At 68.0% G+C, this 24,952-nt stretch carries 21 protein-coding genes and 2 pseudogenes; 8 read left to right on the top strand and 15 right to left on the bottom strand.

Annotated elements, in window-relative coordinates; all coding sequences use genetic code 11:
• Positions 1 to 694: pseudogene (locus tag ATI53_RS19880) on the top strand (DDE-type integrase/transposase/recombinase); the annotation flags it as partial.
• Here ATI53_RS19880 and ATI53_RS19875 read toward each other — a convergent pair.
• The 12 genes from ATI53_RS19875 to ATI53_RS19830 form a co-directional block, all read right to left on the bottom strand.
• The gene (locus ATI53_RS19875) at positions 691 to 1,506 is read right to left on the bottom strand and encodes a hypothetical protein (RefSeq protein ID WP_111551185.1); all 816 of its coding nucleotides are present in this window, start codon (positions 1,504 to 1,506) and stop codon (positions 691 to 693) included. The pseudogene ATI53_RS19880 and the gene ATI53_RS19875 overlap by 4 nt on opposite strands.
• A complete protein-coding gene (locus ATI53_RS19870) occupies positions 1,503 to 1,841 on the bottom strand; it encodes a hypothetical protein (protein ID WP_111551184.1) in 339 nt (112 codons plus the stop codon). The genes ATI53_RS19875 and ATI53_RS19870 overlap by 4 nt, the downstream gene beginning before the upstream one ends.
• Positions 1,842 to 1,915: 74 nt before the next feature.
• Complete coding sequence (locus tag ATI53_RS19865) at positions 1,916 to 2,731, bottom strand: dynamin family protein (RefSeq protein ID WP_009502786.1); 816 nt, start codon at positions 2,729 to 2,731, stop codon at positions 1,916 to 1,918.
• Positions 2,728 to 4,734, bottom strand: coding sequence for a dynamin family protein (locus ATI53_RS19860; RefSeq protein WP_170134631.1), 2,007 nt, complete (start codon positions 4,732 to 4,734; stop codon positions 2,728 to 2,730). Before ATI53_RS19860 ends, ATI53_RS19865 begins: the two co-directional genes overlap by 4 nt.
• A 54-nt stretch (positions 4,735 to 4,788) precedes the next feature.
• Positions 4,789 to 6,000, bottom strand: coding sequence for a hypothetical protein (locus ATI53_RS19855; protein WP_111551182.1), 1,212 nt, complete (start codon positions 5,998 to 6,000; stop codon positions 4,789 to 4,791).
• Positions 5,997 to 6,887 carry a PP2C family protein-serine/threonine phosphatase gene (locus ATI53_RS19850; protein ID WP_170134630.1) on the bottom strand — a complete coding sequence of 297 codons (891 nt, stop codon included), beginning with the start codon at positions 6,885 to 6,887 and terminating at the stop codon, positions 5,997 to 5,999. The genes ATI53_RS19855 and ATI53_RS19850 overlap by 4 nt, the downstream gene beginning before the upstream one ends.
• On the bottom strand, positions 6,880 to 7,977 hold the full coding sequence (locus ATI53_RS23455; protein WP_170134629.1) for an FHA domain-containing protein: 1,098 nt from the start codon (positions 7,975 to 7,977) through the stop codon (positions 6,880 to 6,882). The genes ATI53_RS19850 and ATI53_RS23455 overlap by 8 nt, the downstream gene beginning before the upstream one ends.
• Before the next feature lie 17 nt (positions 7,978 to 7,994).
• Positions 7,995 to 9,305 (bottom strand): serine/threonine-protein kinase, encoded by a 1,311-nt coding sequence (locus ATI53_RS19845; protein WP_111551180.1) that lies wholly within the window; start codon positions 9,303 to 9,305, stop codon positions 7,995 to 7,997.
• Between the two features lie 204 nt (positions 9,306 to 9,509).
• Positions 9,510 to 9,674, bottom strand: coding sequence for a hypothetical protein (locus ATI53_RS23715; protein WP_170290417.1), 165 nt, complete (start codon positions 9,672 to 9,674; stop codon positions 9,510 to 9,512).
• A gap of 382 nt (positions 9,675 to 10,056) precedes the next feature.
• On the bottom strand, positions 10,057 to 10,791 hold the full coding sequence (locus ATI53_RS19840; protein WP_111551179.1) for a siderophore-interacting protein: 735 nt from the start codon (positions 10,789 to 10,791) through the stop codon (positions 10,057 to 10,059).
• Positions 10,792 to 10,996: 205 nt separating this feature from the next.
• Positions 10,997 to 11,815 carry a GNAT family N-acetyltransferase gene (locus ATI53_RS19835; protein ID WP_009502779.1) on the bottom strand — a complete coding sequence of 273 codons (819 nt, stop codon included), beginning with the start codon at positions 11,813 to 11,815 and terminating at the stop codon, positions 10,997 to 10,999.
• The gene (locus tag ATI53_RS19830) at positions 11,812 to 12,495 is read right to left on the bottom strand and encodes a GntR family transcriptional regulator (protein WP_009502778.1); all 684 of its coding nucleotides are present in this window, start codon (positions 12,493 to 12,495) and stop codon (positions 11,812 to 11,814) included. The genes ATI53_RS19835 and ATI53_RS19830 overlap by 4 nt, the downstream gene beginning before the upstream one ends.
• A gap of 243 nt (positions 12,496 to 12,738) precedes the next feature.
• Here ATI53_RS19830 and ATI53_RS19825 point away from each other — a divergent pair, with 243 nt between their 5' ends.
• From ATI53_RS19825 to ATI53_RS19805, 5 genes are all read left to right on the top strand, one after another.
• Positions 12,739 to 13,728 carry an ABC transporter ATP-binding protein gene (locus ATI53_RS19825; protein WP_009502776.1) on the top strand — a complete coding sequence of 330 codons (990 nt, stop codon included), beginning with the start codon at positions 12,739 to 12,741 and terminating at the stop codon, positions 13,726 to 13,728.
• Between the two features lie 28 nt (positions 13,729 to 13,756).
• The gene (locus ATI53_RS19820) at positions 13,757 to 15,022 is read left to right on the top strand and encodes an ABC transporter substrate-binding protein (protein WP_034451463.1); all 1,266 of its coding nucleotides are present in this window, start codon (positions 13,757 to 13,759) and stop codon (positions 15,020 to 15,022) included.
• 148 nt (positions 15,023 to 15,170) lie between these two features.
• The gene (locus ATI53_RS19815; protein ID WP_009502774.1) at positions 15,171 to 16,025 is read left to right on the top strand and encodes an ABC transporter permease; all 855 of its coding nucleotides are present in this window, start codon (positions 15,171 to 15,173) and stop codon (positions 16,023 to 16,025) included.
• A 3-nt stretch (positions 16,026 to 16,028) separates the two neighbouring features.
• Positions 16,029 to 16,865, top strand: a complete 837-nt coding sequence (locus ATI53_RS19810; protein WP_111551178.1) for an ABC transporter permease — start codon at positions 16,029 to 16,031, stop codon at positions 16,863 to 16,865.
• A complete protein-coding gene (locus ATI53_RS19805; protein ID WP_009502772.1) occupies positions 16,866 to 17,543 on the top strand; it encodes an aspartate/glutamate racemase family protein in 678 nt (225 codons plus the stop codon). It begins immediately after the preceding gene.
• A 357-nt stretch (positions 17,544 to 17,900) separates the two neighbouring features.
• On the opposite strand, the gene ATI53_RS23710 is transcribed toward ATI53_RS19805, so the two are convergent.
• Complete coding sequence (locus ATI53_RS23710) at positions 17,901 to 18,527, bottom strand: hypothetical protein (protein ID WP_205912164.1); 627 nt, start codon at positions 18,525 to 18,527, stop codon at positions 17,901 to 17,903.
• A gap of 175 nt (positions 18,528 to 18,702) precedes the next feature.
• Between ATI53_RS23710 and ATI53_RS24085 the strand changes: the two are divergent.
• Positions 18,703 to 18,852, top strand: a pseudogene (locus ATI53_RS24085) (hypothetical protein); the annotation flags it as partial.
• Between the two features lie 215 nt (positions 18,853 to 19,067).
• Positions 19,068 to 19,760, top strand: a complete 693-nt coding sequence (locus ATI53_RS19785; RefSeq protein WP_111551176.1) for a substrate-binding domain-containing protein — start codon at positions 19,068 to 19,070, stop codon at positions 19,758 to 19,760.
• On the opposite strand, the gene ATI53_RS19780 is transcribed toward ATI53_RS19785, so the two are convergent.
• Both ATI53_RS19780 and ATI53_RS19775 read right to left on the bottom strand, forming a co-directional pair.
• Positions 19,757 to 23,125: a YhaN family protein gene (locus ATI53_RS19780; protein ID WP_111551175.1), complete on the bottom strand. Its 3,369-nt coding sequence runs from the start codon at positions 23,123 to 23,125 to the stop codon at positions 19,757 to 19,759. The two genes, ATI53_RS19785 and ATI53_RS19780, sit on opposite strands and share 4 nt — an antisense overlap.
• Positions 23,122 to 24,309 carry a metallophosphoesterase family protein gene (locus tag ATI53_RS19775; protein WP_151521381.1) on the bottom strand — a complete coding sequence of 396 codons (1,188 nt, stop codon included), beginning with the start codon at positions 24,307 to 24,309 and terminating at the stop codon, positions 23,122 to 23,124. The genes ATI53_RS19780 and ATI53_RS19775 overlap by 4 nt, the downstream gene beginning before the upstream one ends.
• Positions 24,310 to 24,952: the final 643 nt, after the last annotated feature.

Here is a 24,952-nt window from a genome sequence, read left to right as displayed (position 1 = left end):
CCCTTCAGCCATCGATTCCGCATCTGACACGGTCGGCGCTCCATCTGGCCTTCAGCGGCACGGCATCTCTCGCTTGCCGGACGTCGAGGGTGACAAACCAAAGCGCCAGAAGGTCAAGCGCTACCCCATCGGCTTCTTTCATATCGATATCGCCGAAGTTCAGACTGTGGAGGGCAAGCTCTTTCTCTTTGTGGGCATTGACCGGACCAGCAAATTTGTAGTCACGCAACTCGCGGATAAGGCGGATCGCAAGACAGCGTGGGAGGTCCTCGAACTGCTGCTCAAGGCTGTCCCCTATCGCATCCACACGATTCTGACGGACAACGGCATCCAGTTCGCCGAGCAGCCTCGCAACCGAAACACAGCATATTCGCGGCAGATGCGCTTCGACATGATCTGCAAGGCCAATGAGATTGAGCACCGGCTGACCAAGCCAAACCATCCGTGGACGAATGGCCAGGTCGAGCGGATGAACCGCACGATCAAGGAAGCGACGGTGAAACGATACCATTACGACAGCCACGACCAACTGTGCACGCACCTCGCCGACTTCATGGCGGCCTGCAACTTCGCACGCAGGCTGAAGACGCTCAGCGGCCTCACGCCCTACGAATACATCTGCAAGATCTGGACTTCGGAGCCAGACAGATTCATCCTGAATCCGATCCACCAGATGCCGGGACTAAACACCTAGGGCGCAGGGTGGGGCGGGTCGGATTCTGGCAGCACACCTGTCATCACCGTCAGCTCGGACCAAAACCGCGCAAGGTCGGCGCAGGCGGTGACGTCAAAGATCAGCGCCTCGGGAGTGCCGCCGGTGACAAGCAGCCCGATGCCCAGCGGCGGTTCGTCCAGGGCAAGGACCATCAGTTCGTCGCGACCGAGCCTGTGGGCCAGGCCGCCGGGCGCAAGCCAGCCGCCGACGCAATCCAGCACGTCTGGCGGCACCCGAGCGCCAGATTCTGACATGAGTACTGGCGTGATTTCTGGCGTGAGTTCTGGCGGGTCGGTCGCGGACAGCACCGCGATGATCACGTCATCGGCCGCCGCCAGCAAGGCGGCGCGCCGCGCGTCTGCGCTGTGATCCATCGGCGCAAGACCCAATGCGGCGTAAAGATCGCTGGCCGCGATTCCGGTGTGTGACGCGTCGATCGCACGGTCCAGCGGCAGCGAGGTTACGGTCACCAGCCCCCCCGTCAATCGCCCACGCAGCAGCTCCGCCACGGATGTCGCCGTATCGCTGCGCGGATCACCTTCAGCCCCGCCTCCCGTCGCTTGCTCAAGCCCAAGCAAACGCCCCCCCGCCGCCAGCAGGTCGATCACCGGAGAGCCGTCCAGCGCCAGCGTCAGACGGCGGGGCAAGATACAGCCGCGCACCGCCTGCACGGCATGGCCCAGAGCATCCTCGGCGCAGGCCGCGTGATGGGCAACCGGCGCCGCAAGCCCGTGCGCCGCCGCCCGGTCAAGAAGGCTGCGCAGATCGGCGCCGACGGGTGGCGCGGTCATTCGCCGGCCCCGGCAGCGGCAAAGACCGCCCTTGCGGCATCGGCGACCCCGCTGGCATCGGCCCCCGGCGCAAGCAGGCAGCAAAGCGCCTCGGGCGACGGGCCGGGGGCCAGAAGGAACACCCGCAACCCGCGCGGTCCGGCCACCATCACCGGCGCCACGGCGCCCGCATCGAAGATCCGCCGCGCCTCGGCTTCGAGCACATCAAGATGTTCCTGCCCCAACCGCACCGCGCTGTCGGACAACAACACGGTGCGCGCTCCAAGATCGAACAGCGCCGCGAGTTCACAGCCGGGCACCGCAGCGCGAACATCGGCAAGGGTGGTTCTGGTCATTCGGGCCGCCTCCGGCGTTCCGAATGCCACAGGCACGGTTAAAACCGATTTAACTCAGCGGAAATTCACCCGGTTCAGGCCATCCCGGCCTGCGGTCGTTCCCGCCGCGGCACGGCGCGCCTTTCGATGCGGCGCGGCACGATCTTGCGTGTCAGCGTCGTGCCCGCCGCGCTGGCGGTGTCGGGTGCGGCGGGAAACGCGGCCGCGTCGCACAGCCCGCCCGCCGCGTCGAGCGCGCTTTCCAGAACGCGCATCAGCGCCCCCGCGCCGGTATCTTCCAGCGCCTCGGAATCGTTTCGCCCGGCGATGGCGGCGGGCAACGCGATCGGCAGCACGTCGCGGAACATCGCCCCCGCCTCGGCGCGCACCCGCGACAGCACGCGGCGGCGGTCGAGTTCGCTTTGCATCTTGTCCATGCGGGTCACCAGCAGCAGGCTGCTTTGCCAAAGTTCGGGACGCACCTGTTCCCACATCGCCGCTTCGGATTGCCGCCACGCCTGATTGGCGGGCGTGCACCAGATCACCATGTCCACCAGCGGCAGCACCCGCGACCAGGTGTCGGTCGTCATGCAGGGGTCGGACGTGCCGGGCATGTCCACCAGATCGACGGCATAAAGCAGATCGGCTTCGATGCCGACGCGGATCATCTCGGTGTTGGCAGGATCGGCGGTGGCCCAGTCGGTCAGCGAAATCGGCTCGGTGGCGCCGCTGGTCAGCACGCGTTCGGCCTGCCCGGTGCCCAGCGTGTACCAGATCGGCGGCAGCTGCGTTGCCGTGACCTGAACGGGAGAGCTGTCCTGTTCCAGCAACAGATTGGCCAGGGTGCTTTTTCCGGCGCTGAATTCCCCCATCAGGGCGATGCGAGGCTTGCGGGGGGGATCGACGATCATGATGCGGACCTCAGCTTTTGTTGATCGGTGGAGGCTTCGGACAGGCCAAGAATCAGGTCGCGCTGCGCGGCGATGAAATCGACCAGGACACCGCGCAGCGCGCATACATAGGGGTCGGCGCAGTCGCGGCGCAGCGCCTCGACCACGGGGGCGGTTTCCTCGTGAATGAGGCTGGCAAAGTCTTCGGCCATGGCCCGATACCCTTTGCGACGGCGCCAGAACTGCCGCCACCAGCTGCCCTTGAGATCAAGCGCGATGGTCTGGCCCAGCGACATCGGCGCGGCAGGGTCCGGCAGCGGCGGTGGCGTGATACCGGGCGCATCGGTCGGCAGATCGAACACCTCGCGAAACAGCGCGTCGATTTCGGTGGCGGCGCCATCCAGCGCCTCGCCCCCCGCCTTGCCGGCGCCGTGCACAAAAACCTTGTAGGCGGTGCGCAACAGCATCCGCAGGCCCGAGGGATCATAGCTCCAGACCTGGTTTTCGCCCTGGGCTTCGAAATGCCGCGCCAGCGACGCGGTGGCGCGCCCCAGAAACGTGAGGCGCGCAGATTCGGTGCGGCTGGCAAAGGTGTCCTGTACCGCGTGCATCCGCTGTTCCAGATGGCCCAGGGCGCGGTCGGCGATGGCGGCAAAACGCGCCTCGATCTCGTCCGGATCAAGCGCGCAACCAGGGGGCACCCGCGCGCCGATCATCTGCGCATCCAGACGCGCCGCGCGCGCCGCCACACCCGCACGCAGGTTGCGCAAGCCCGTGCCAACAGCGGTTTCAAGCGCCGCACCGGCATCGTTTTCGATACGTTCGCAGATGGCGCGGCCCAGTTCGGGAATGCCGGACATGGTCCAGATGATTTCCGCCGGTGGCCGCCGGGCCAGATCGCCCGAAAGATGCGCTTCGAGCCACGACATCAGCGCCTCGGCGCTGGAATCGCCCAGCGCGTCGATGCTGCCGTCCACCGCGTGGCTTGCCCAGTGACCCGAACCAAAGAGGATTTCGGCATCCACCGGGCCCTGAAACCGCTCCAGCGTGGCACGGATGCTGTCGCGGATCTGCGGCACCTCGCGCACCGGGTCGTTCAGTTCGTCGATGCGGTTGACAAAGATCACGATCTGGCGCGATTTCACGTTTGAAATCAACCGGATCAATCCAAGATCCACCGCCGAAAGCGCCTGACTGGCAGACAGCACCATCACGCACAACCGGCTGGCACGCAGGGCGTTGATGGTGATCTGCTCGCGGATCAGAAAGGTATCGTTGACCCCCGGCGTATCCTGAATGCACATCCCCACCGGCACGCCGGGTGCGCCGAACCACAGGTCGGCGGACCTGGTGATGTCGGCAAAGCGACCCCTGTCGCGGTCGCGCGCCGCCTCAAGATGTTCCGCGACGGCGCTGACATGGGCCGGTTCGTCCCAGAAATCGTCCCCAAGGCAGACGTAGCGCGCGATCAGATCCTTGTCGAAGCGGTCGTAGTCATGGGTCTGGCCCAGCAGCATCTGAAACCGCCGTCCCAGCCGCGCGCGGGATTTGCTACGCATCTGTTCCAGCTGGGCGCGCACCTTTTCCAGCTCGTCCTCGGCGCCCGCGCGCGCGGCAAGCTCGCCCACGCGCCCACCCTGACGCAACAGCGCGTCCCATTCGTCATTGCTGAAAAAGCGAAAGGCCGAGCGGCGGTCGTCGTGCCCGCCCTGGGGCGACAGATGCAGCGAGGTCACCACCGAGGTCCAGGGGTTGACGTCGGCAGGCAGCAGGTCAGGCCAGCCCACCAGCGCATTGACCAGCGTGGTCTTGCCCGCCTTGACCTGCCCGATGAAGGTGACCGCCGGTTCGAAATCGCGGATATCCTTGTGCAGGCGCCGGGCCTGCCGCGCGATGGCGCGCTCGTCGCTGCCCGCAAGCTGCGCCAGTTCGGTATTGAATGCGTCAAGCCGGTCGGCCAGACCGGCCAGTGCCGCAAAGGCGGCGCCGGGGGCTGGAGGCGGGATCTTGTCCGTGTGGGTCATCTTGGTCTGCCTCTTCATCCTTTCCCTATGCGGGGTCCCTTTGCGGGTGGGGCATCAGGCCGCGAGCCTGACTTCCATGTCGTGCCTCAGTTGCAAGAGCAGGCGCGCGGCGTCGGCGGCCTGCTCGGCGCCGCCTTCCATCCGCAGCAACAGCGCCATATCCTGCGCTTCGAACAGCACAGCCGCGAGGTCGGGCCAGGTTTCCTGCGCGCGGTCCAGGTCGGAGGCTCTTTCGCTCAGCGTGTCAAAGATACCGGCCAGCGCGTCCAGAAGCCCGCGACAGGCCTCACCGCTCAGCGGACCATCGCCAAGCCCGTCAGAGATCCGCGCGGCCGCACCGCGAAGATACTGGAACAGCCGCCCCAGTTCCGCCTTCGCGTCTGGCGGCGGGGTTTCCGGCGCGGTCTGGCGCAGGGTTTGGCCCAGCGCCCGGGGCATGGTCGGGCGCATAGTCGGGGGCGCGGTCGGGGGCAACGGACCACGCTGTGCAGGATTCGGGGCGGCAGAGGCCACCGCCGATCCCGCAGGCATCTTGGCAATCGGTTCCGACGCAAGGCCGTGGCGCTGCAACATCCACTCGGCCGCAGCCAGATCGTGGTGCGCGGCCTCGGCAGCGGTCTGGTCAAGATGCCGCGCGATGCCCTCGGGGTCGGCGCGGAACACCGCCTCGAACCCCTCGGCGCCGTGCCACCCGCCTGCATGGGCCGCGTCGCCCGTGAGCACGAGAGCGGCATGGTTGGCAAGGCTTTCGGGCGCGGTGCCCCAGAGCTGCGCGTCCAGTCCCGACCACCCCCGCGCGCACCACAGCGCAATGTCCACGCGCGGCGCCGCCCAGCCCAGCGCGGCGGCGAATTCGCGCAGGTCCGCGTCGCAGTCGACCAGCAGAAAGCGCCGCCCCTGCAACGCGGGCAAGGGGGCGTGCACTCGCAAGAACGCGGGCGCCCGGGACAGAGTATCGGCGTCGGGCAGGCCCACACTCTGGACTGCTGAGCCGTCGGGCAGTATCGCCTCGGTCCGCAGCTCGTGGCCGTGCGCCAGTTCGAGGGTCGGCAACGGCGCAAGCGGCGCAAGCCTGCTGGCGCACAGCGCGTCAAGAAGCGCCAGCTTGCCCGCGCCCGGCAGTCCGAACAGCCCGATGCGCACCGGCTCGCCCAGACGCGCGGCCAGCGCGGCGCAATTCGCCGCCAGCCGTGGCGATACGCCCGGCACGCCCTGCAAGGCCCGCAGCCGCGCTGTCACCCGCATGACATCCGACGCCCCGGTCATCGGCCTGCCCCCTCTGTGCCGGGCAGCGCCAGGGCCCGCTCGAACCGACGCGGACACCGGCCCATTGCCGCGCACAGACGTTGCGCAAACCCGGCGGTCGGGGCCCGGGGCGCCCGCATCCGGATCACCACCACCGAGGTGTTGTCCTGATCGGCGCGCCTGGTGCCCGCGACCGCCGCCAACAGCGTCCCGGCGATGTCGGACGCAGGCTTGTGGCGCCACTTGTGCAGCAGGTTGCGCAGGCTGTCGCCATCCAGCGTTTCGATCCCGTCACTGGCCAGCAACAACAGATCGCCCGCGCGCAGCGCAAGCGGAGTATCGGGGCAATCTATGCGCGCGATGCTGCCCCCCGTCACGGCCGAGGTCAACGCGCTGCGGCCAGCATGGCTCCGCGCGCTTTGCGCATCAATCTCACCGGCGGCGAGCATAAGATCAAGCTGGGGGGCCATGGAATGGTTCTCGTTCAGGCGAGTCAGCGTGCCGTCGCGCAGCAACCACAGCGGGCTGTCGCCCACCGAAAGCCAGCGCGCATGATCCCCGGACACGATCAGCGACACCAGCGTCCCGCCGGTGTTTTCCGACAGATGCCCCTGATGGATATGATGCTGAAGCTTGCGGTTGGCGTTTCCCAGCGCCGACCCGAACACCGCCCTGGCATCGTGGTGCAGCAGGTCGCGGCGGGTGTCGGACAAAAACAGGTCCGCGAACATCTCGCCGGCGATGATACGCCCGGCAAGGTCGCCATCGTCATGCCCGCCCATGCCGTCGGACAACACAGCAATGCCGCTGGCGGCGCCGCAGCCGAAATGGGCGATGGCGGCGTCTTCCTGGCGCGCGCGGCACCCGATGTCCTGCGCCAGGGCGGCATCGGCCACGAGGTCAGGCATCGCCCGCCCCCGGATTGCCCTGCGGTGACGAAATCTCCTGTCCCCACGAAAACCCCTGATCGCACAGCGCCACATAGCGCAGCAGCGTCTTGCCGATGCGCAGGATGTCGCCGCCATGCAATTCCTCGGTCGTCAGCAAGGGGCGGTCGTTCAGACGTACGATATTGGCCTTGCCGCCATGGCCCACCCAGGTGCGCCCGTCCTGATGGTCATGGGCGATGGACATATGCCCCTCACGCGAGATGGCGTCATCGCCGAAATCAAGGCTGACCGTCTGGCCCGCGTCGCGCCCGATGCTCGACAGCCCGGTGGTCAGGGTAAAGCTTGCGCCGCGCCCCGGACCGTCAACCACGACAAGCCAGCCAATCGGAAAGCGCGGTGCCGCGGCACTCGGCGCCGCGGGCTGGTCGGCAACGACATCGGGCGCGGCGTCGCCGTGAAATCCCAAAAGGCGGGTGCGTGCGCGTACGGGGTGCGAAGCGATGCGCTGCGCGCTGGTGCGGGGGTCCGCACGAAAGGCCGGATGGGTCTGGTCGTGATGGGTCTGGTCCTGCCTGTGCGATGCGGACGTGTGCGGATGATCGCGCCCCCCGGTCGGCGCCTCGGCGCAGCGCGCCAGCACCGCCCCCGAATGGGCTGTGGCGGCGGTCGCGGGTGGCACCGGGTCCATGTCCCATATGCGCAGCGCGCATGAGGGTGCCGGCGTATGTGGACGCGCGCTTTCCATGGTGGGCGGTACCGGCGCGTGCCGGGTCTGGTCCGGGCCGGGCACATGCGACAGACCGGCGCGGATGGTTTGCAGATTGCGATCATCTTGCGTGCACAAAGTCGCCTGCGGAGCGTCTCCCGGAGCGCGCGGTTGGCCCGGCGGCGGCGTGACGGGCACGGCCGCGGTCCCGCCCGCATCGGCGCCGGGCGCTTCCGTCTGAAAGCGCATGGCGGAAACCACCTGTCGTGCCCCGGCGTCGGATTCGCCGTCGCACGCGCGCCCGGTTTCCACGCTCCGCGCGTTCGCACCCACGGCCTCGGCCCGCCCCCCGGCCTCGGCCGATGTACGCCGCTTTGCGATCCGCCCCTTGAACCCCAGCATTTTCCGCTCGCCTTCCGTCAGATGATCTTGTCGATTCGCGCCCTCGGGCGCATCCAGCCAAACAGCGCCGCAAGCGACAGCCTGTGGCGGCGATCCGGCGCATCGTTGTCAGCCACGGCGCCGCGCGCAGTCGTCGACTTGGCCGAACTGTCGCGCCAGTGTGCCGGGTCTTCGTTAAGAATTGCCCAGTAATCACGCTCTTCTTCGCGCCTGGCCTCTTCGCGGGCGCGCTCGGCGGCGTCTTCGCAGCGGACAATGGCCGTTGCCGCGCCTGCCTGCGCGACCACCTTGTGGTTTTCCTTCACCAGCGCCGCGATGGCCGCGGTGGTCTGCGTATCCAGCACGGCGGGCGCGATGTGCATGGTGCGCGCCGCGCCGGGACCGCGCCCCTCCAGCGCCGCCTTGCCGCGCAAGACGTCAAGCCAGGCGTCGGCAGTGGGCAGGCGGTCGCGGGAAAACAGGCTCATGCAGCGGTCGATCGACGCCAGCAACGCCGGGTCGTGGGCCGCAAAGCGCCCCGAAAGCGGCAGATAGGGGTCGGGGCGACCCTCGGCCACTGCCGCCAGGCGAAGCGAGCTGTTGGGCGGCGGATTGCCGTCGATCAGGTGCACAAGCGTCGCCGCGAGCGCATACAGATCCGACGCCGCCGACTGGGCGCTGCCGGCGAAATAGAATTCCTGCGGCGAATAGCCATCCTTGACGGTATAGACCCGCGACAGGATGCGGCTGGCCATGGTGGCCCCCTGCCGCGCCGCCCCGAAATCGATCAGAACCGGCGTGCCCGAGGTGTCCAGCAGGATGTTGTCGGGAGAAATGTCGCGGTGCAGGATGCCGCTGCGATGCACATAGGCCAGCGCCTCCAGCAGGATCCCGGCCAGTTCGCTGACGGCGGCGGGCGAGCGCAGTTCGGGATGCCTGTGCGACAGGTCCAGCAGATCCAGCCCTTCGACGAAATCCAGGGCCATGTAAGCGGTGCCATTGGCCTCGAATATCTGGTGAACACCGACGATATTGGGATGATCCAGCGCCGCCAGCGCCCGCGCCTCTTTCTTGAACAGATCGACCGCCTGGCCGAAATCGGTCTGGTAGCTGTGCGAGCGCAGGCGCACCGTCGCGTCGGTGCGCCAGCAGATGGCGTTGGGAAAGCACTCCTTGATCACCAGCTTGCGCCCAAGGCTGTCACGCGCAAGATAGGTGATGCCAAAGCCGCCGCAGTTGAGGTATTTCTCGATGGTGTACTGACCGCCGCACAGCGCGGTGCCGGGCGCCAGCTCATCGCCCACCGCCCCCGCAAGGGCCGGAGGCTGGATATTCGACTGATCGCTCATCGCACCGCCTCCTGTCTGCGGGTTTCGTCGGCGCCGGATTGCGGCTCGGGCCGTCAGGCACGCACCACCGGCCGAAATCGGCTGGCGGCCCCGCGATACGCGCCGGGGGATGCCGGTTCACACAGACCAAATCAGTGGCGGTCGGCTGAGCGGTGTTGGAATTGGAACCGAAATGTGTCTCTTCGGCTGAATGCGTGTCGAGTTTTAGGTATCTTGTCGCGTGACCACACCGCTGCCTTGGACTTCGCTGCCGCGCATCCTGCGCGCATCGCGTCCAACAGGGTGGCCCTTTTGCTGCCACCACAGGCGCAAGCAAACCTCGTGCCCACCGCCCGCCGCCAGCGCCACCGACAGGAAAATGCCGGTCATACCCGCGTTCGATGGAAAAATTGCGCCCGTCCCACGGGAGTGGCACGGCTCTTTCATCGCCGCTGTGAACCGCCACCTTTCAAAAGCCAAAAGGCCGGCGCCCGCGCCCGTGCGGAACGCCCCCGCCTAAACATGATCCGCGACACAGATCGCCGGAACCGGCAAGCCGAACCGCCCCCGCCGCGCCCGATCCGGCGGCATGAAACGCTTTCGATTTCCGATGGCCTCCGGTCCCGCGCCCGGCGCAGGCGCCAATCCGGCATGTCAGTCCTCTCCGGCGCGCGCGCCCCTTGGAACCGCGAAACCGGGGGCACGGCGCGCCCCTGCTTCATCTTGCCCGAAAAACTCCCGCCGGAGGCGATCCCGCCCGCGCGGCAAGATCTCACACCGCGGAGGGCGCGTCCCGGACCCAATAGCCCGCCGCCTTGAGCCAGGGCAGCGGATGCCCCTGCACCAGCAGCGCCTCGCGCAGGGCGCGCGCGACGCCAGCTTCGGCGGCGATCCAGGCAAAACAGCGGTCAGGCAGCGTCTTGGGCAGAACATCGACAAGCGGCGCGGCATCTGCCGACGCCGTTGCCGGGCGGTGGACCCAGATCGCGTCAAGTACGGCCTTCGTGGGCAAGGGCTGTTCCTCGACAGGGCCCTCGATGGCGATGATCGCGGTGGCCCTGCTGCCATCGGGCAGCTCTTCGAGACGGCGGGCGATGGCGGGGATGGCGGTTTCGTCGCCGATCAGCAGCCAGTGGCCGATGTCGCCGTCGACGATCACGGATCCGCGCGGACCGCCGATGGTGACGGTGTCGCCCACCTGCGCGCTGCGCCCCCAATCGGCGGCCGGGCCGCCCGGATGGTCGTAGACATCGACGATCAGCTCAGCGCCGTCATAGCCGCGCGGGGTGTAATCGCGGCCCGCCTGTCCGCCCTGCCCGTCCGGCACGAACAGCTTGAAATGATCGTCGGGTGCGGCGCTGGTGAATCCCGCCAGCTCGGGGCCCGTCAGGGCAAGGCGAATCATCTTTGGCGTCAGCCGCGTGCTGCGCGATACGGTCAGCGCGCGGCGGACCAGCGCGTGACGCTGGCGCGTGATGCGGGGGGAATCGTGCGTGGCGGTGGTCATCGGGTCGTCCTTCGGATTTGGCGGTCGGGAAAAGCACGCCGGTCCGAAGACACACACGCGCCGCCCCCGCCCGACGGCATTCGGGTCTGGCGCGCTGGGTCACGTCAACGCTTGGGGGGATATCCCCGCAAAGTACCATAGTCATTTTGTCAGGATTTGTGCCAGACCTCGACTCGCAACCTCACGGCAACGTGAGGCGCCCCCTTCAGCCCAGTTCCATCGTCGCAATCGCGTGCTGGCTCGCGGATGTGCCGGGCGCCGCGCCGCGATACATGCGGGCCGTGGCGAAGGTTTCGACAAAGCCGGCCGCGCGCAGCAACGCCTCGAACCCGGTGGCGTGGTCCGGCAGGTCGACTATCGCCGTGCCCGCAGGCAGCTCCGCCAGCGCCGCACGGGCAAGCGTCAGCGCCGCTCCGGGCGTCGGCGCCACGATCGGGCCGATCTTGATGCCGTCGCCGCACAGCCGCGCGGTGGCAAAGCCGGTGTCGCTGCGCACGCTCACCCGGTCGCGCGTCCCGTCCAGCCAGGCGCGCAGAAAGGCCGGGCGCGCATAGCCGCACGCCCTGGCATCAAGCGCGCTGACGGCGTCGAAGTCACCGGGCCGCAGAAGCGAAACCGCCCCGTCGCGCGCGGGCTCCAGCGACCCTTCGAACCGTCGCGTCGCCCCTGCCCGCACAAAGCCCGAGCGGGCGTAATTATCCTGTTGCGCGGCCACCCCGTCCAACCCGACCGTGCGCGCGCCCGCATGGGCCAGCGCATGGCGCCACAGGTCGTAACCGATGCCCCGGCCCCGGTATGCGGCCCGGCACAGGTACAGGCCCAGAAAGGCCATGTCGTCGGAGTGATTCACCACGGCGATGGCCGCCACCGGATCCGGCCCATGGCTCGCCGCAAAAAATCCGCCGGGATCGGCGGCCAGGAACGCCGCCGCATCGGACAGACCGGGATTCCACCCTTCGTCGGCGGCCCAGTCCAGCACCTGTGCCAGCTCTTGTTCGCTTGCGATCTGCCTGTGACGGATCATGCCAGCGCCGCCTTCAGCGAGCCGGGCTGCGAGCTTTGGTTGCGCAGGTCAAGCGAGGTAACGAGGTCAAGCAGGTGGTGGGCCATCAGTTCCTCGGCCAGGGCGCCGTCGCGGGCGGCGAACGCGTCGATCAGCGCGCCATGCGCATGGCTTTCGCACAGCGCGGCGCGGCGGCGCCAGTACAGCGCGATGATAAGGGATGACCGCACCACAAGCTGCTGGACGATGGCCTCGATGGTGGATTGGTCGGCGATGCGGGCGATCTCGATATGAAATTCTCCGGACAGCGACAGCGCACGCCCGCTTTCGCCCGCGTGCAGCGCCGCATGTTCGGCATCTATATGGGCCTGCAACGCGGTAACATGTGCATCGGTCATGCGGATCGCCGCCGAACGCGCGGTGCGCGGTTCCAGAAGAGCGCGCGCCTCGAACACCTCGTGTGCCTCGCGCACCGTGGGTTGTGCGACAAAGGCCCCCCGGTTGCGTTGGTGTTCCACCAACCGGCGATGCGACAACGCCTGAAGCGCGGCCCGGATCCGGGTGCGGCTGACGCCATAGATTTCGGACAGCTCGTCTTCGCCGAGCTTGGTGCCGGGGGGCAGGCGATGTTCATGGATGGCGCGTTCCAGCGACTCGGCGACGGTGTCGGCCGTTCCGGACTTGGGCTGTATCTCGGTCATTCGGGCGATCCTTTTCTGCCCCGAATCCTATCGCGCACCCGGCGAAGGGCAAGCGCGGCGCGGCGCGGCAGGATCGTGGCCGATGTTGTATACAATCATGTGCACCATTTCGCGCAAACACGGGATGAAACTGCGCAAAAAACGGGCATTCGGTGTTTCCAGCCTGCCGACCGCGCGGTTTCGACTGACACAGGCCCCGCGCCGGGGCCAGCGTCGGGTCAGCAAGCGCGAACGGGGGGCGTCATGGCCACGGGCAACGATCTGGAACTTGTGCATCTGACCAAACGCTACGGCAATACCGTGGCGGTCGCGGACATCAACCACAGGTTCCCCACGGGCGCCTATGTCTGCCTGCTGGGCCCATCGGGCTGCGGCAAGTCGACCACGCTGCGCATGATCGCCGGGCACGAAGAGGTCAGCGACGGGTCCATCCTGCTGGGCGGGCAGGATATCTCGCATCTGCCCCCGGCGCGGCGCGGCACCGCGATGATGTTTCAAAGCTATGCGCTGTTTCCCCACCTTTCCGTGCGCGACAACGTCGCCTTTTCGCTGCGGATGAAAGGCGTCGACAAGGCCGCCCGCCACGCCCGCGCCGACAGCATGCTGGAACTGGTCGACATGGGCGCCCTCGCGGACCGCCTGCCCGCCCAGCTGTCGGGCGGCCAGCAGCAGCGCGTGGCCCTGGCCCGTGCGCTGGTGACGGACCCCAAGGTGCTGCTGCTGGACGAGCCTCTTTCAGCGCTTGACCCGTTCCTGCGCATCCGGATGCGCGCCGAACTGAAGAAGCTGCAGCGCGAACTGGGCATTCCGTTCATCCATGTCACCCACGGCCAGGACGAGGCGCTGGCGCTGGCCGACGAAGTGGTGGTGATGAACAACGCGGTGATCGAACAGGCCGGCCCCGCCCGCGAGGTCTGGGCGCGACCGCGCACCGAATTCGTCGCGCGGTTCATGGGCGGCCACAACGTGATTGCCACCGCTTCGGGCAAGTTGTCGTTTCGCGCCGACGAGGTGCGCCTGATCGAACCCGGCCTGACGGATACAGGTCTGCCCGCCACGGTGACGGCGGTGGAATATCAGGGCGCGTCGGTCGCGATGACCGCCGCGCTGGACAGCGGCGAAGAGCTGCTCGCCCTGTTGCCCGAAGAGGCGTTCTTTGCGGCGCCGAAAAACCCTGGCGAGGCCGTGCGCCTGTCCTGGGACGAAGGACGGGCCAACCGTCTGCAAGCGTAAGAGACATATAACGGGGAGACACCACATGATGTCGAAGATGAGATACAGCCGCCGATCCATGCTGAAAGGCGGCGCAGCCGCCGTGGCGGCATCGGCCCTGCCCGCGCCGATGGTCTGGGCGCAGGAAATCAAGGACGTGACCCTGCGCCAGTTCGGCACCGGCGTGTCCAACCTTAACGAGGTCGGCCAGAAGGTGAAGGAAGATCTGGGCTTCACGCTGGAAATGACGGCGCTGGATTCCGACAGCGTGACCCAGCGCGCGGCGACCCAGCCCGACAGTTTCGACATCGCCGACATCGAATACTGGATCTGCAAGAAGGTCTGGCCGACTGGCAACCTTCAGGCGATGGACACCGGCAAGATCGCCAATTACGACAAGATCGTCGGCCTGTTCAAGGACGGCCGGCTGACGCCAGAGTCGGAAATCGCGCAGGGCACCGCGCCGCATACCGTGGGTTTTATCCCCGAGCCGGGCGCCACCAGCTTTGCCGACGAGCCCACCGAGTGGATGACGCTGATCCCGACCATCTACAACGCCGACACGCTGGGCATCCGCCCCGACCTGATCGGGCGGCCGATCAACAACTGGTCCGAGCTGCTGAACCCCGAGTTCAAGGGCAAGGCCTCGATCCTGGATATTTCGTCGATCGGGATCATGGACATGGCCATGGTCTGCGAATCCATGGGCGAGATCCAGTATGGCGACAAGGGCAACATGACCCGAGAGGAGATCGACAAGACCTTTGCGATCTTCACTGAAGCCAAGCAGAACGGCCAGTTCCGCGCCTTTTGGAAATCCTTCGACGAGAGCGTCAACCTGATGGCGTCCGGCGAGGTGGTGATCCAGTCGATGTGGTCGCCCGCGATCACCGCTGTCAAGTCGCGCGGCATCCCTTGCGTCTACCAGCCGCTGGAAGAGGGCTATCGGTCCTGGGGCGGCGGCATCGGCCTGTCGAAATCCTTGAGCGGGCTCGAGCTTGACGCGGCCTATGAATACATCAACTGGTATCTGTCTGGCTGGGTCGGTGGGTTCTTGATGCGCCAGGGCTACTATTCGGCCGTTCCCGAAACGTCGAAAGACCACATGTCCGCCAATGAATGGGGCTACTGGTTCGAGGGCAAGCCTGCGACCGACGAGATCGCATCGCCCTTCGGTGACGTGCTGGCGCAGGCCGGAGACGTGCGCGACGGCGGCTCGTTCTATGACCGTATGGGATCGGTCGCGTGCTGGAACGCGGTGATGGACGAGAACCAGTACATGGTGCGCAAGTGGAACGAATTCATCGCGTCCTGACGCCGGACTGTTCAGCGTCCCGACGCCCTGTTTCATGGTGTTTCGCCGCGTTCCGCGCCGACCCGCCGGGGGGCATTCTGCCCCCCCGACCCCCTGAGAGTTTACTTGGCAAGATGAAGAGGCGGAACATGCTGAGAGGATTGGCGCAATGATCGGACGACGCGCTCTTTTGGGGTGGATGCAGGCGGCGCCGCTAACGCTGGTGCTGTTGTGCTTTCTTGTTGCGCCGATTGCGATGATCGTGGTGGTCAGTTTCTGGGGGGCGACGGAATTTTCGATCTACCCGGCCTTTCAGCTGGACAACTACGCCTTTCTGTTCGGCTCGCCCGTGACCTACAAGGTGTTTCTGGCGACCTTTAAATATGCGCTGATCACCTGGGCGTTGACGCTGGCGATCGGCTTTACCGTCGCGTATTTCCTGGCCTTTCATGTGCGGTCGCAAACCATGCAGATCGCGCTGTTCTTGCTGTGCACGATCCCGTTCTGGACATCGAACATCATTCGGATGATTTCGTGGATCCCATTTCTGGGGCGCAACGGCATTGCCAACACCGCCTTGCAGAACTGGGGCGTGACCGATGCGCCGCTGGACTGGTTGCTGTATTCGGATTTCGCGGTGATCCTGGCATTCGTGCATCTGTATACGCTGTTCATGGTGGTGCCGATCTTCAACACGATGATGAGGATCGACCCGGCCTTGCTGGAGGCGGCGCGCGACAATGGGGCGAGCGGCGCGCAGACATTGCGTCATGTGATCCTGCCGCTGACCAAGCCCGGCATCATGATCGGCACCATCTTTGTCGTGACGCTGGTGATGGGCGATTTCATCACTGTGCGGTTCATGAGCGGGTCGCAGAAGGCCAATGTGGGGCGGCTGATTTCCAACGATATCGCACTGTTGCAATACCCGTCCGCCGCCGCCACAGCCGTGGTGTTGCTGGCCACGGTGTTGTTGATCATCGCGGTTCTGCTGCGTTTCGTGAACATCCGAAAGGAGCTGTGAGCCATGAAAAGACGCCCTCGGAGTTTTTATGTGCTGGCGGTGTTTTTCGCGCTGTTCGTGTTGTTTCTTTACGGTCCCACCGTGACCATCGGCATCCTGAGCTTTCAGGGGCCGCAGGGGGGGCTGACCTTTCCGATGAACGGCGTGTCGTTGCACTGGTTCCGGGACCTGTTCGAACAGCAGGCGGTGGGGGACATCTGGGGCGCCTTCCGACGCAGTCTGGCGCTGGGGTTGCTTGTGATGGTCACCACCGTGGTGGTGTCGGTGATGGCGGGGCTGGCGTTTCGAAAGCGGTTCGCCGGATCGGCGCTGCTGTTTTATCTGGCCATCACCTCGCTGGTGATTCCGTCGATCCTCGTGTCGCTGGGCGTGGGGCTGATCTTTCAGCAACTGGGGCTGCGGGTGCATTGGGCGACCAGCGGGTTCGGGTCGCAACTGACCTGGACGCTGCCCTTCGGCCTGCTGATCATGTTCGCGGTGTTCAACCGTTTCGACCGCAGCTTCGAAGAGGCCGCGCGCGATCAGGGCGCCAGTGCCTGGCAGACCATCCGGTATGTGGTGCTGCCGATCATCGCGCCGTCGCTGATCGGGGTGGCGCTGTTCGGCTTTACCCTCAGCTATGACGAATTCGCGCGCACGCTGCTGACCTCGGGCAGCTACAACACCCTGCCGCTTGAAATCTTCGGGATGACCACCAACGTGACGACCCCGGTGATCTATGCGCTGGGCACGCTGACCACGCTGTTTTCGCTGGGCATCATCGGGGTGTTCCTGCTGGCGGGCTGGGGCATGGCCAGGCGCCGCGAGCGCCTCGGGTCGGATGCGGGCAAGGGCGTGTGAATGCGGCTGCTGTACGTCAATCCCAACGCCACCGTGTCGATGACCGGCGCCATCGTCGCGGCGGCGCGGGCGGCCCTGCCGGGCGCGCGGATCAGCGGCGAGACCAACGCGACCGGCCCGATGGCGATCCAGGGCGCCCAAGACGGCGCTGCGGCCATTCCCGGCGTGCTTGATCTGCTGTCGCGCGCCGATGCGGATGCCGCCGTGATCGCGTGTTTCGACGACACCGGTCTGGAAGAAGCGCAGGCGCGCGTGCCGTTCCCCGTGCTGGGCATCGGGCAGTCGGCCTATGTGATGGCCGGGCTGATGGGGCGGCGGTTTTCGGTGGTGACCTCGCTTGCCGTGTCGGTGCCGGTGATCGAGCACAACATCGCGCGTGGGGGATTTGCGGCGCGCTGCGTTTCGGTGCGCGCCTCGGGGCTGCCGGTGCTGACCATCGACGAAGGCGGCGCAGCGGTGCTGGACCGCCTGAGCCACGAGATCGCCCGCGCGCGGGATGAGGGCGCGGGCGCGGTGGTGCTGGGCTGTGCCGGGATGGCGCCGCTGACCGCGCCTCTGGCGGCGCGGACCGGCGTGGTGCTGATCGACGGTGTGGCCGCCTCGGCGCATCTGGCCGCTGCAGCGGCGGGGTTTGCCGGGGGCGCCGAGCGTCGTCCGGGCGGTGATGTTTCAGGCTGACGTTTCAGGGCAATGACACCGCGCCCGGCGCGGCCAGGGCCGCCATGAATGCATCGCGCGTGTCCGTCCGCGCGCCAGTCATCTCCGGCGGGCGCGGCAAGAATGAAGTGCATCTCATAACCCGGCAAACGCAGTTCAGCGTAATCGGCGCCCGGCCTGTCGCGGGCGGCGCCGCAAAGGCCGGGGAAGTGGCGGTGGTAACAAGGTTGCCGCGCGCCAGCACCGGCACCAGATCGGGGGACCCCCCGATCGCCTCGGCCTGCACCCCTGCCCCGGACAACACGGTGACGAGATCGCCGCTCACCCTGGTTCGGACGGCGGTGCCGATGCGCTTGCCCGCAAGATCCGCCAGGCCGGTCACGGTGCCGGGCGCGGCATCGACGATCCCCCGCTGCCGGTGAAACGCGCCAGGTCGCCGACGATGGCAAATTCCAACCCGGGCAGCGCGCCGACGGCGGCGGGAAATCCCGCCATGAAGGTCACGTCGACCTGGCCACCGATCATCGCCTCGAAGCCTTCGCACCCGGTGCGGAAGGCCGCGAGTTCCACATCCAACCCGGCATCGTCGAAATCGCCCTTTTCGATGGCGATATCAACCTGCGGGGTCTGCGGGTCCGGGGCGAGGCAAAGGTCAGTGGTCCGGCGACGGCCAGAACGGGGACCGGGGTCGCGAAGGTGGTGGACGCGATCAGTTTCACGGCGGACCGTTCGGATGGGGAGGTCTTCGGACACCGGGGGCGCCGGGCGCAACAGCCCAAGAATGTCGTCGCAAACGCGCGACAACGCATCCCCCGATTGCGAGAGCGCGTGGTGGCGGATCAACCGCCCCGGAGCCTGGCTCATGACGCGGATGTCGTCGGCCAGTAGCACGGCGTCGTCCACGTCACGGGTCGCGAACAGCACCGTGGCGCGATGCTTGCGCCGGGCCCGCAGCGACAGGTCGTGCATGACGATGCGCATCCGGGCGTCCGGGACTCCGGGCATCCAGCGCGCCGAACGGTTCATCCATCGGCAACAGCTCCGCGGTGGTATTCATCATTGACCCACCGCGCGAATAAAGCGCTTTAACAATCGCTCCTCAAAGTGCGCGCTGGTGTAAAATGTTTTACTGATACGCTGGGGCGAACATCCTTCCCCCTGTCCGGAAAGCGCGCATAAGATGGGCGTGAGGGCACGCAAACCGGGCAGGCTGCGCATGGTGGAACAGCTAAGGCGCCCTCGGCGGCGGGTAACGGTGGTGGATGTTGCAAGTGCTGCGGGCGTGTCGGCGGGCACTGTTTCGAACGCAATCAGCGGCAAGCGCAAGGTCAATTCGCAAACGCGCGCGCGGATCGACAAGGCGATCCGGGAACTGGGTTATGTGCCCAATCTTGCCGCGCGGGGAATGCGGACCAGGCGCGCGAATACGCTCGCGATCTATTCGTCGATGCCGTCCGCGATGGCGCCCGGATCGGCGCGGCTCGGCTTTCTGATGGAAATCGCGGCCTCGGTGGCGGTGTCGGCGCTGGAACACAACTGGCGCTCATGCTGGTGCCTCCCATCGCCGAGGCCAGCACCGTGCTGTCCAGCCGGCCCTTTGACGGCATGCTGATGATCGAACCCGAAGAGGATGACGCCACTCTGGCCAATCTGCACGACCGGGGGACCCCGACGCTGATGATCGGCCTTGGCGAGGGCGCCCCCGGCCCCGGCGTGCGGTTCGATTACGCCGGCATGGCCGAGATGCTGATCGCGCACATGCTGGATGCCGGAACACGACACATGCCCCTGATCGTCGGACAAAGCAGGCGCCCGTCGAACCTGGCGTTCCGCCAGACCTATGAACGGATGATGGCCGGGGCCGGGCTGACCGCCCGCGTGCATGTGGTGCCCGAGGTCTATTCCGAACGCGGCGCGGCGGCGGCGGTGCTGGGCGATCTGGACGCGGGTCTGCCGCTGGACGGTGTACTGGCCCCGATCGACGCCATGGCATCGGGGGCGATGGCGGCGCTGCGTCAGGTGGGCCTGTCGGTGCCCGGCGACATGCACCTTGCCACGCGTTACGACGGTTTTCGCGGCCGCAGCGAGACCCCACCCCTGACCGCGCTGAACCTGGGTCTGGAAGAGGTCGCGCAGATCGCCACCGCAGCCCTGATCAAGGTGATCGAAACCGGCAGCGCGCCGGTGCTGCACGCCTCCGACCCGCTGCTGGTGATCCGCGCCTCGACCGCCGGCTAGTCCAGCGCGATCACCCGCAGCCCCGCAATCCGCTCGCGCGCGAGCGCGACCAGATGCGCGTGGTGGGTGAACATGATCGCCTGGCCCAACTGACCCATACCGGCCGTCATTTCCAGCGTGGCGGCGGCGCGCGTGTCATCAAACGTTTCAAGGATGTCGTCGGTCACAAAGGGCAGCGGCCCAAAGCGGCGGGTGAAATCCGCGTGCCCCGCGATGCGCAGCGCAAGATACAATTGCGCGCGGGTGCCAGTCGACATCGCATCGGCCGGCACCTTGCGGTCGTGGCGCACCCCGACCAGCTGCTCGCCGGTGCCGCCGGGGCGGGTTTCCAGCCGGGGCCATTCGCCGCCGGTGACGGTGGCAAAGGCGTGCTGCGCAGCGGTCAGCATCGGCCCGCGACGATCCTCACGCAGGCGCGACAGCGCGCCCTGCGCGGCCATCAGTCCGACGCGCGCCAGCACCGCGCCACGGGCCTGTTCGCGCAGCGTCTCCAACAGCGCCGCGCGCGTCTGGGCCAGCTCGGCGGCGCCGGTGCGGCGCAAGGCGGCGTCCAGCGCCTGGCGCGCCTCGGCGCGGGTTTCAAGGGCGGCGTCGCGGTCGGTGCGCGCCGCCTCAAGCGCATCGGCAAGATGCACGCTGCGGGCGGAGTCGGCATCCGCTTCTTCCAGCGCAAGCGCACGCGCATCGTGATCCGCCGCCAGCGCGTCGCGCTGACGCTCGGCGTCGCGACGGCGGGCACGCAGCGCATCGCGGGCGGCCAGGTGCTGTGCCTGGGTTTCCGGGTCGGCGTCCTCGGGCAGCGCCTGACCGTCGAGCAGGCGGGCAATGTCGGCCCGCGCGGCGGCGATCAGGCGGCCCTGGGTGTCGGCGTCGGCGCGGGCGCGCGTCTGGCGGTCGCGCGCCGCCGCGGTTTCACGCTGGATGCGCTCGGCTTCGCTGCCGCGCCGGGCCGCCTCGCGCAGCAGCTCGGTCGGTCCGGCGTCGGGCAGATCAAGCACCTTGCGCAGCGCCCCTGCCCGCATATCGAACCCGCGCAGAGCGCTTTGCATCTGCCCCACCCTGCGGGCAAGGCCGCGCGCATCGTCCAGCATTTCGCGCAGGCGGGCGACCTCGTCCAGACGGGCCAGCAGTTCGGGGGGCGCAAGCGTTTCGCACCATAACCCCGACACGGCTTGCGCGTAGCCCGCCTGCGCGGCGGTCTTGGCGCGCCCTGACGCCTCGCAGGTCTTGCGCAGATCCGCGACAAGCGTTCCCGCCTTTTCCCGCTGCGCGATGCGCGCAGCGCTTGCCTCAAGGTCAGCCCGCAGCCGGCGCGCCTCGGGAAGCGTGGGCGCGGTCGGCGCCAGCGGCAAGGCTGCGGCAAGGACGGCGTCAAGCGCGGCCTCATGTGCGCGCCGGGCGGTATCAAGGCTGCGCCCGGCGGCGGTGGCGGCCAGGGCCGCATCCAGCGCAACGCGCAACGCATCGCAGCGCGGTGCGAAGGCGGCGGGCGCGGTCCCTTCGGGCAGCCCAAGCCGCGCCGCCATGCCGCTGGCACGGGCGGCAACGTCGCGCGCCGTGGCGGCGGCGCTGGCCGCGCTTGCCTCGCGCCGCGCCACCCGCGCGGCCAGCGTATCGATTTCGACGCCAAGCCGGCCCAGCAGCGCACGCTGTTCCATGGTGGCCGCGTGACGTGCGCGCGTGGAGTCGTCGGCCAGCATCGACGTCTCGAACGCGCCGGCGGTCTGGGCCGACAGCCGCGCGCTGTGCTCGGCCCAAAGCGCATCGCGCCGCGCCCGCGTGGCGGCGATTTCGGCATCGGTGACGACCGCGCCAAGCTGGCCTTCGGCGGTGCGGCGCGCCTGTGCATCGGCATGCGCGTCGCGAGCCTCTTGCAGCCGGTCCCGCGCTTCGGCCATCGCGGCGGTGGCGCTGTGCGCGTCGGTTTCGATCTGGCGCAGTTCGGCAGCGACCGGCAGGCCCGCCGCCGCCAGCGTGTCCCATCCGGGCGGCAATCCCGCCGCAAGGCGGGCCGCGTCCGCCGTGGCCTGCGCCGCGGCGTCGCGCAACGGCGCGGGATCCTCGGGCAGGGCATCAAGCGCGTCGCCCAGGCGTTGCCAACCGTCCGGCAGGGTTTCGACGGGCCCAAGCCGGGCCTCGGCATCCGCCAGCGCGGCGATGGCGCGGTCGCTGTCGCGCGCGGCGACCCGTGCGGATTCGGCGGCCTCGCGCAGCGTGGCGAGCGCGGCGCGCGACAAGGCCACCGTTTCGGGCGCGGCGCCCGGCCCGCCAAGGGTCTGTGCCAGCGCCGCCGCCGCGTCGCGGGTGTCGTGCAGATCTTTGGCCAGCTTGTCCACGTCCGGTTCGGCTGCAAGCACGCGGGTGACAAGCAGCGTGCCGTCTTCGAACTCCGCCGCGCCGATTTCGGCGGCAAGGGCCGCTGCCTCAACCCCGGCGGGGTCCGGCGTCAGCCCCGCCAGCGCGTCGGTCGCGGCGGCTTCGGCGGTCTGCGCCTCGGCCTGGGCGTGGCGTGCGGCACGGATCGCCGCCGCCGCCACCCGCACCCCCGACAGCGCATCGGCGGGCAGATCCGGCCCACGGGGAAAGGCCTGCAGATCGGTGTCGATCCGGTCGATCTGTCCGGCAAGCGCGCGCCGGGCATCCGCCGCCTTGCGCAGGGCCAGCGCGCGGGTGGCATCGGCCTGCGCCTGAGACGCGGCATCGTAGCGGGCCTGCGTTTCGGTCACGTTCTGGCGCAGGCGATCGTAATCGCGCGGATCGAGACGCGCCTGCGCCATCGCCGCGTCCAGCCGCGCCAGTTCCGCCCTGGTTTGGGCAAGCGTGGTCTTACGCGCGCGGGGCTTGTGAAATTCATCCATCTCCCGCGCGGCCTCGGCCAGCGTTTCGGTCAAACCCGAAAGCCCCGAAGACCCCGCGTGCAGCAGCTGCCCCAGATCGCCCCGCGCATCCGCGATGTCTTTGCCGCCGCGCCGCAGAGTCTCGTCATCCAGCGAAAACCGCGTGCGAAAGGCATCCCGGTCAAGCCCGTGCAGCAGCCCCGCAAGGCGCGCCTCATCGACCTCACGGCCCGCCTCATCCGTCAGCGAGCCGTGGCGCTTGCCGGTTCGCCGCAGGGTCAGCGGGCCATCCGGGGTGTCGAGCACCGCGCCCACCATCAGTTCGTTTCGGGAAAACCGGAAATCGTAGGGATGCTGAAGCGGCAAGCCGTAGAGCAGGTCGAGCCAGGCGGAAAACGCGGTGCTTTTGCCCGCCTCGTTTTCGCCGAACACCAACGTGACATCGGGGCCGTCCCCGGCCTCGCCAAAGTCAAGAACGCGGTCTTCGAAGCGCCCGTAGCGGATCAGGTCCAGACGGCGCAGCCTCATGTCTCGCCCCCCCCGCCCAGACGCAGGGCCATCGTCTCGACACCCTCGTCGATCAGCGCATCCAGACGGTCGTCATCCAGTAGATCCGCAATGTCGCGCGGCAGCGCGGTGCGCCAGTCGGCCAGCGCCGCCCGCGCCTGATCGCGAAACCCTGGGGTCGCGGCATCCTCGCGCATCAGCTGTGCCAGATCGCCGGCCGCGCCGTCGGGGCGGGCGGCATGGGCGAGATGCGGGCGCACCGCCTCGATGAACACACCGTCAAGCTCGGACGCCAGATCCTGCGCCTGCGCCGTCGCAAAGCGGATGTCGCCGATGTCGGCCGCGCCGCCCGTCAAGTCCAGCCGCGCCGCCAGCAACACGCCCGGTGTCATCGCGCTGTCCAGCGCGCGGCGCATCGCGTCCCTGCGCGCAGCCGCATCATTGGCCCCGGTCAGCGGCACCGGCAGACGGGCAAAGCGCAACAGTTCGACCGGCAGCGGCGTGGCGCGCACGCCGTTCAGATCAAGGTCGACCAGCGTCACCGATCCGCCGTCGGTTTCGCGCACGCTGCGGCCTTGCGGTATGCCGGGCATCACCGCAAGGCCGCGCTCGCCCCGGTGTTCGGCGCGCTTGTGGATATGCCCCAGCGCCCAGTAATCGTAGCCATGGCCCAGCAAGGCTGACAGCGCGCAGGGCGCATAAGGGTCGTGGCCCGACGCCCCGTCCAGCGAGCTGTGCATCAGTCCGATGTTCCATCGCCCGGGTTCGGGCGCGGGATAGCGCGGCAGCAGGCTTTCGGGCATGTGCGGCGCAGAAAAACCCAAGCCGTGAAACGAGGCGTCGCCCAGCCGCAGCGTCGGGTTTTCCGGTGTCAGCTGGGTCAGCCCCTTCATCGGGCCAAAGCGCCCGAGGTCAAGCAGCGCGTCGTGGTTGCCCTGAATCAGAACCGACGCAATCCCGGCCGCATCCAGACGCGCCACCGCAGCCGCCAGCGCCGCCCGCGCCGCCACATCCGCCACCCCCGAATCAAATGTGTCGCCCGCGAACAGCACCGCATCCACCCGGTGTTCGACCGCCTTGTCCACGATCCGTGACAGCACCCGGCGCGAGGCATCGCGAAGCGCCGCCCCCATATCCGGGTTGCGCGCGGCCTGGGCGCGCAGGGGGCTGTCCAGATGCAGATCGGCAAGGTGAAGGAATTTCATCGGGGCTCCGGAATTGGCGTCGCCCCATCATGCCCCTGCGCCCGACGGCTGCAAGGGCTCATCGTTTCCGCGAAACCAAGCCGGGGTGCCGACCGGTCTGCGCGCCAAAGTAATGCAGCACGCCGGATCGTAGCCCGTGCCGATGGGCGCGCGCCCCGCTCTATCGGCAGGCCCGATGCCCCCAACCGCGGGAAGACGACCCTGTCGGCAAGCGTCATCGCCCCGGTCTGATTGCAGGTGACATAGACGGCCAAGGCAGCGCGTGCAGGCGCGAGTTCTGGATACGCGTCTTCAGCACCAAGCTGGCGGCAGCGCCCACGGTCATATGCGGGGACGGCGCGTAAACCTGAAACACCATGGCCACGTCGGCGATCCCGTCCACCGGCCTGCGGCCTATCTTCATGGTGGCGATGGCGAATGGCAAGCCCGCAAGCATGGCTGGCAGGACTATCGCTGCTGGCGCAAGCGCCCTCCGGCCACGGGCCCGGCGAGCTTCGGCATCCGCGCCGTAACACTTCCCCCGGTGCGTCGGGACCTGCTTGGCCGGATCCCGAACAACGAAGAGACCGGCAGCGGGACCCTGGGGTGGGGCGCATGACGCGCGCCGTTGCGCCCTCGCCATCCTTGACCGTGGCGTCGTCCC

Origin of the sequence: Salipiger aestuarii (assembly GCF_003259905.1) — a bacterium.
Taxonomy (GTDB): domain Bacteria; phylum Pseudomonadota; class Alphaproteobacteria; order Rhodobacterales; family Rhodobacteraceae; genus Salipiger; species Salipiger aestuarii.
The sequence above is the reverse complement of the archived record's forward strand: the minus strand, read 5'-3'. Positions and strand labels throughout refer to the sequence as shown.

Coding starts and splice junctions, on each gene's coding strand:
- ATI53_RS19875 (WP_111551185.1), bottom strand. CDS start 1,506: ATGACCGCGCCACCCGTCGGCGCCGATCTGCGCAGCCTTCTTGACCGG.
- ATI53_RS19870 (WP_111551184.1), bottom strand. CDS start 1,841: ATGACCAGAACCACCCTTGCCGATGTTCGCGCTGCGGTGCCCGGCTGT.
- ATI53_RS19865 (WP_009502786.1), bottom strand. CDS start 2,731: ATGATCGTCGATCCCCCCCGCAAGCCTCGCATCGCCCTGATGGGGGAA.
- ATI53_RS19860 (WP_170134631.1), bottom strand. CDS start 4,734: ATGACCCACACGGACAAGATCCCGCCTCCAGCCCCCGGCGCCGCCTTT.
- ATI53_RS19855 (WP_111551182.1), bottom strand. CDS start 6,000: ATGACCGGGGCGTCGGATGTCATGCGGGTGACAGCGCGGCTGCGGGCC.
- ATI53_RS19850 (WP_170134630.1), bottom strand. CDS start 6,887: ATGCCTGACCTCGTGGCCGATGCCGCCCTGGCGCAGGACATCGGGTGC.
- ATI53_RS23455 (WP_170134629.1), bottom strand. CDS start 7,977: ATGCTGGGGTTCAAGGGGCGGATCGCAAAGCGGCGTACATCGGCCGAG.
- ATI53_RS19845 (WP_111551180.1), bottom strand. CDS start 9,305: ATGAGCGATCAGTCGAATATCCAGCCTCCGGCCCTTGCGGGGGCGGTG.
- ATI53_RS23715 (WP_170290417.1), bottom strand. CDS start 9,674: ATGACCGGCATTTTCCTGTCGGTGGCGCTGGCGGCGGGCGGTGGGCAC.
- ATI53_RS19840 (WP_111551179.1), bottom strand. CDS start 10,791: ATGACCACCGCCACGCACGATTCCCCCCGCATCACGCGCCAGCGTCAC.
- ATI53_RS19835 (WP_009502779.1), bottom strand. CDS start 11,815: ATGATCCGTCACAGGCAGATCGCAAGCGAACAAGAGCTGGCACAGGTG.
- ATI53_RS19830 (WP_009502778.1), bottom strand. CDS start 12,495: ATGACCGAGATACAGCCCAAGTCCGGAACGGCCGACACCGTCGCCGAG.
- ATI53_RS19825 (WP_009502776.1), top strand. CDS start 12,739: ATGGCCACGGGCAACGATCTGGAACTTGTGCATCTGACCAAACGCTAC.
- ATI53_RS19820 (WP_034451463.1), top strand. CDS start 13,757: ATGTCGAAGATGAGATACAGCCGCCGATCCATGCTGAAAGGCGGCGCA.
- ATI53_RS19815 (WP_009502774.1), top strand. CDS start 15,171: ATGATCGGACGACGCGCTCTTTTGGGGTGGATGCAGGCGGCGCCGCTA.
- ATI53_RS19810 (WP_111551178.1), top strand. CDS start 16,029: ATGAAAAGACGCCCTCGGAGTTTTTATGTGCTGGCGGTGTTTTTCGCG.
- ATI53_RS19805 (WP_009502772.1), top strand. CDS start 16,866: ATGCGGCTGCTGTACGTCAATCCCAACGCCACCGTGTCGATGACCGGC.
- ATI53_RS23710 (WP_205912164.1), bottom strand. CDS start 18,527: ATGCCCGGAGTCCCGGACGCCCGGATGCGCATCGTCATGCACGACCTG.
- ATI53_RS19785 (WP_111551176.1), top strand. CDS start 19,068: ATGCTGGTGCCTCCCATCGCCGAGGCCAGCACCGTGCTGTCCAGCCGG.
- ATI53_RS19780 (WP_111551175.1), bottom strand. CDS start 23,125: ATGAGGCTGCGCCGTCTGGACCTGATCCGCTACGGGCGCTTCGAAGAC.
- ATI53_RS19775 (WP_151521381.1), bottom strand. CDS start 24,309: ATGAAATTCCTTCACCTTGCCGATCTGCATCTGGACAGCCCCCTGCGC.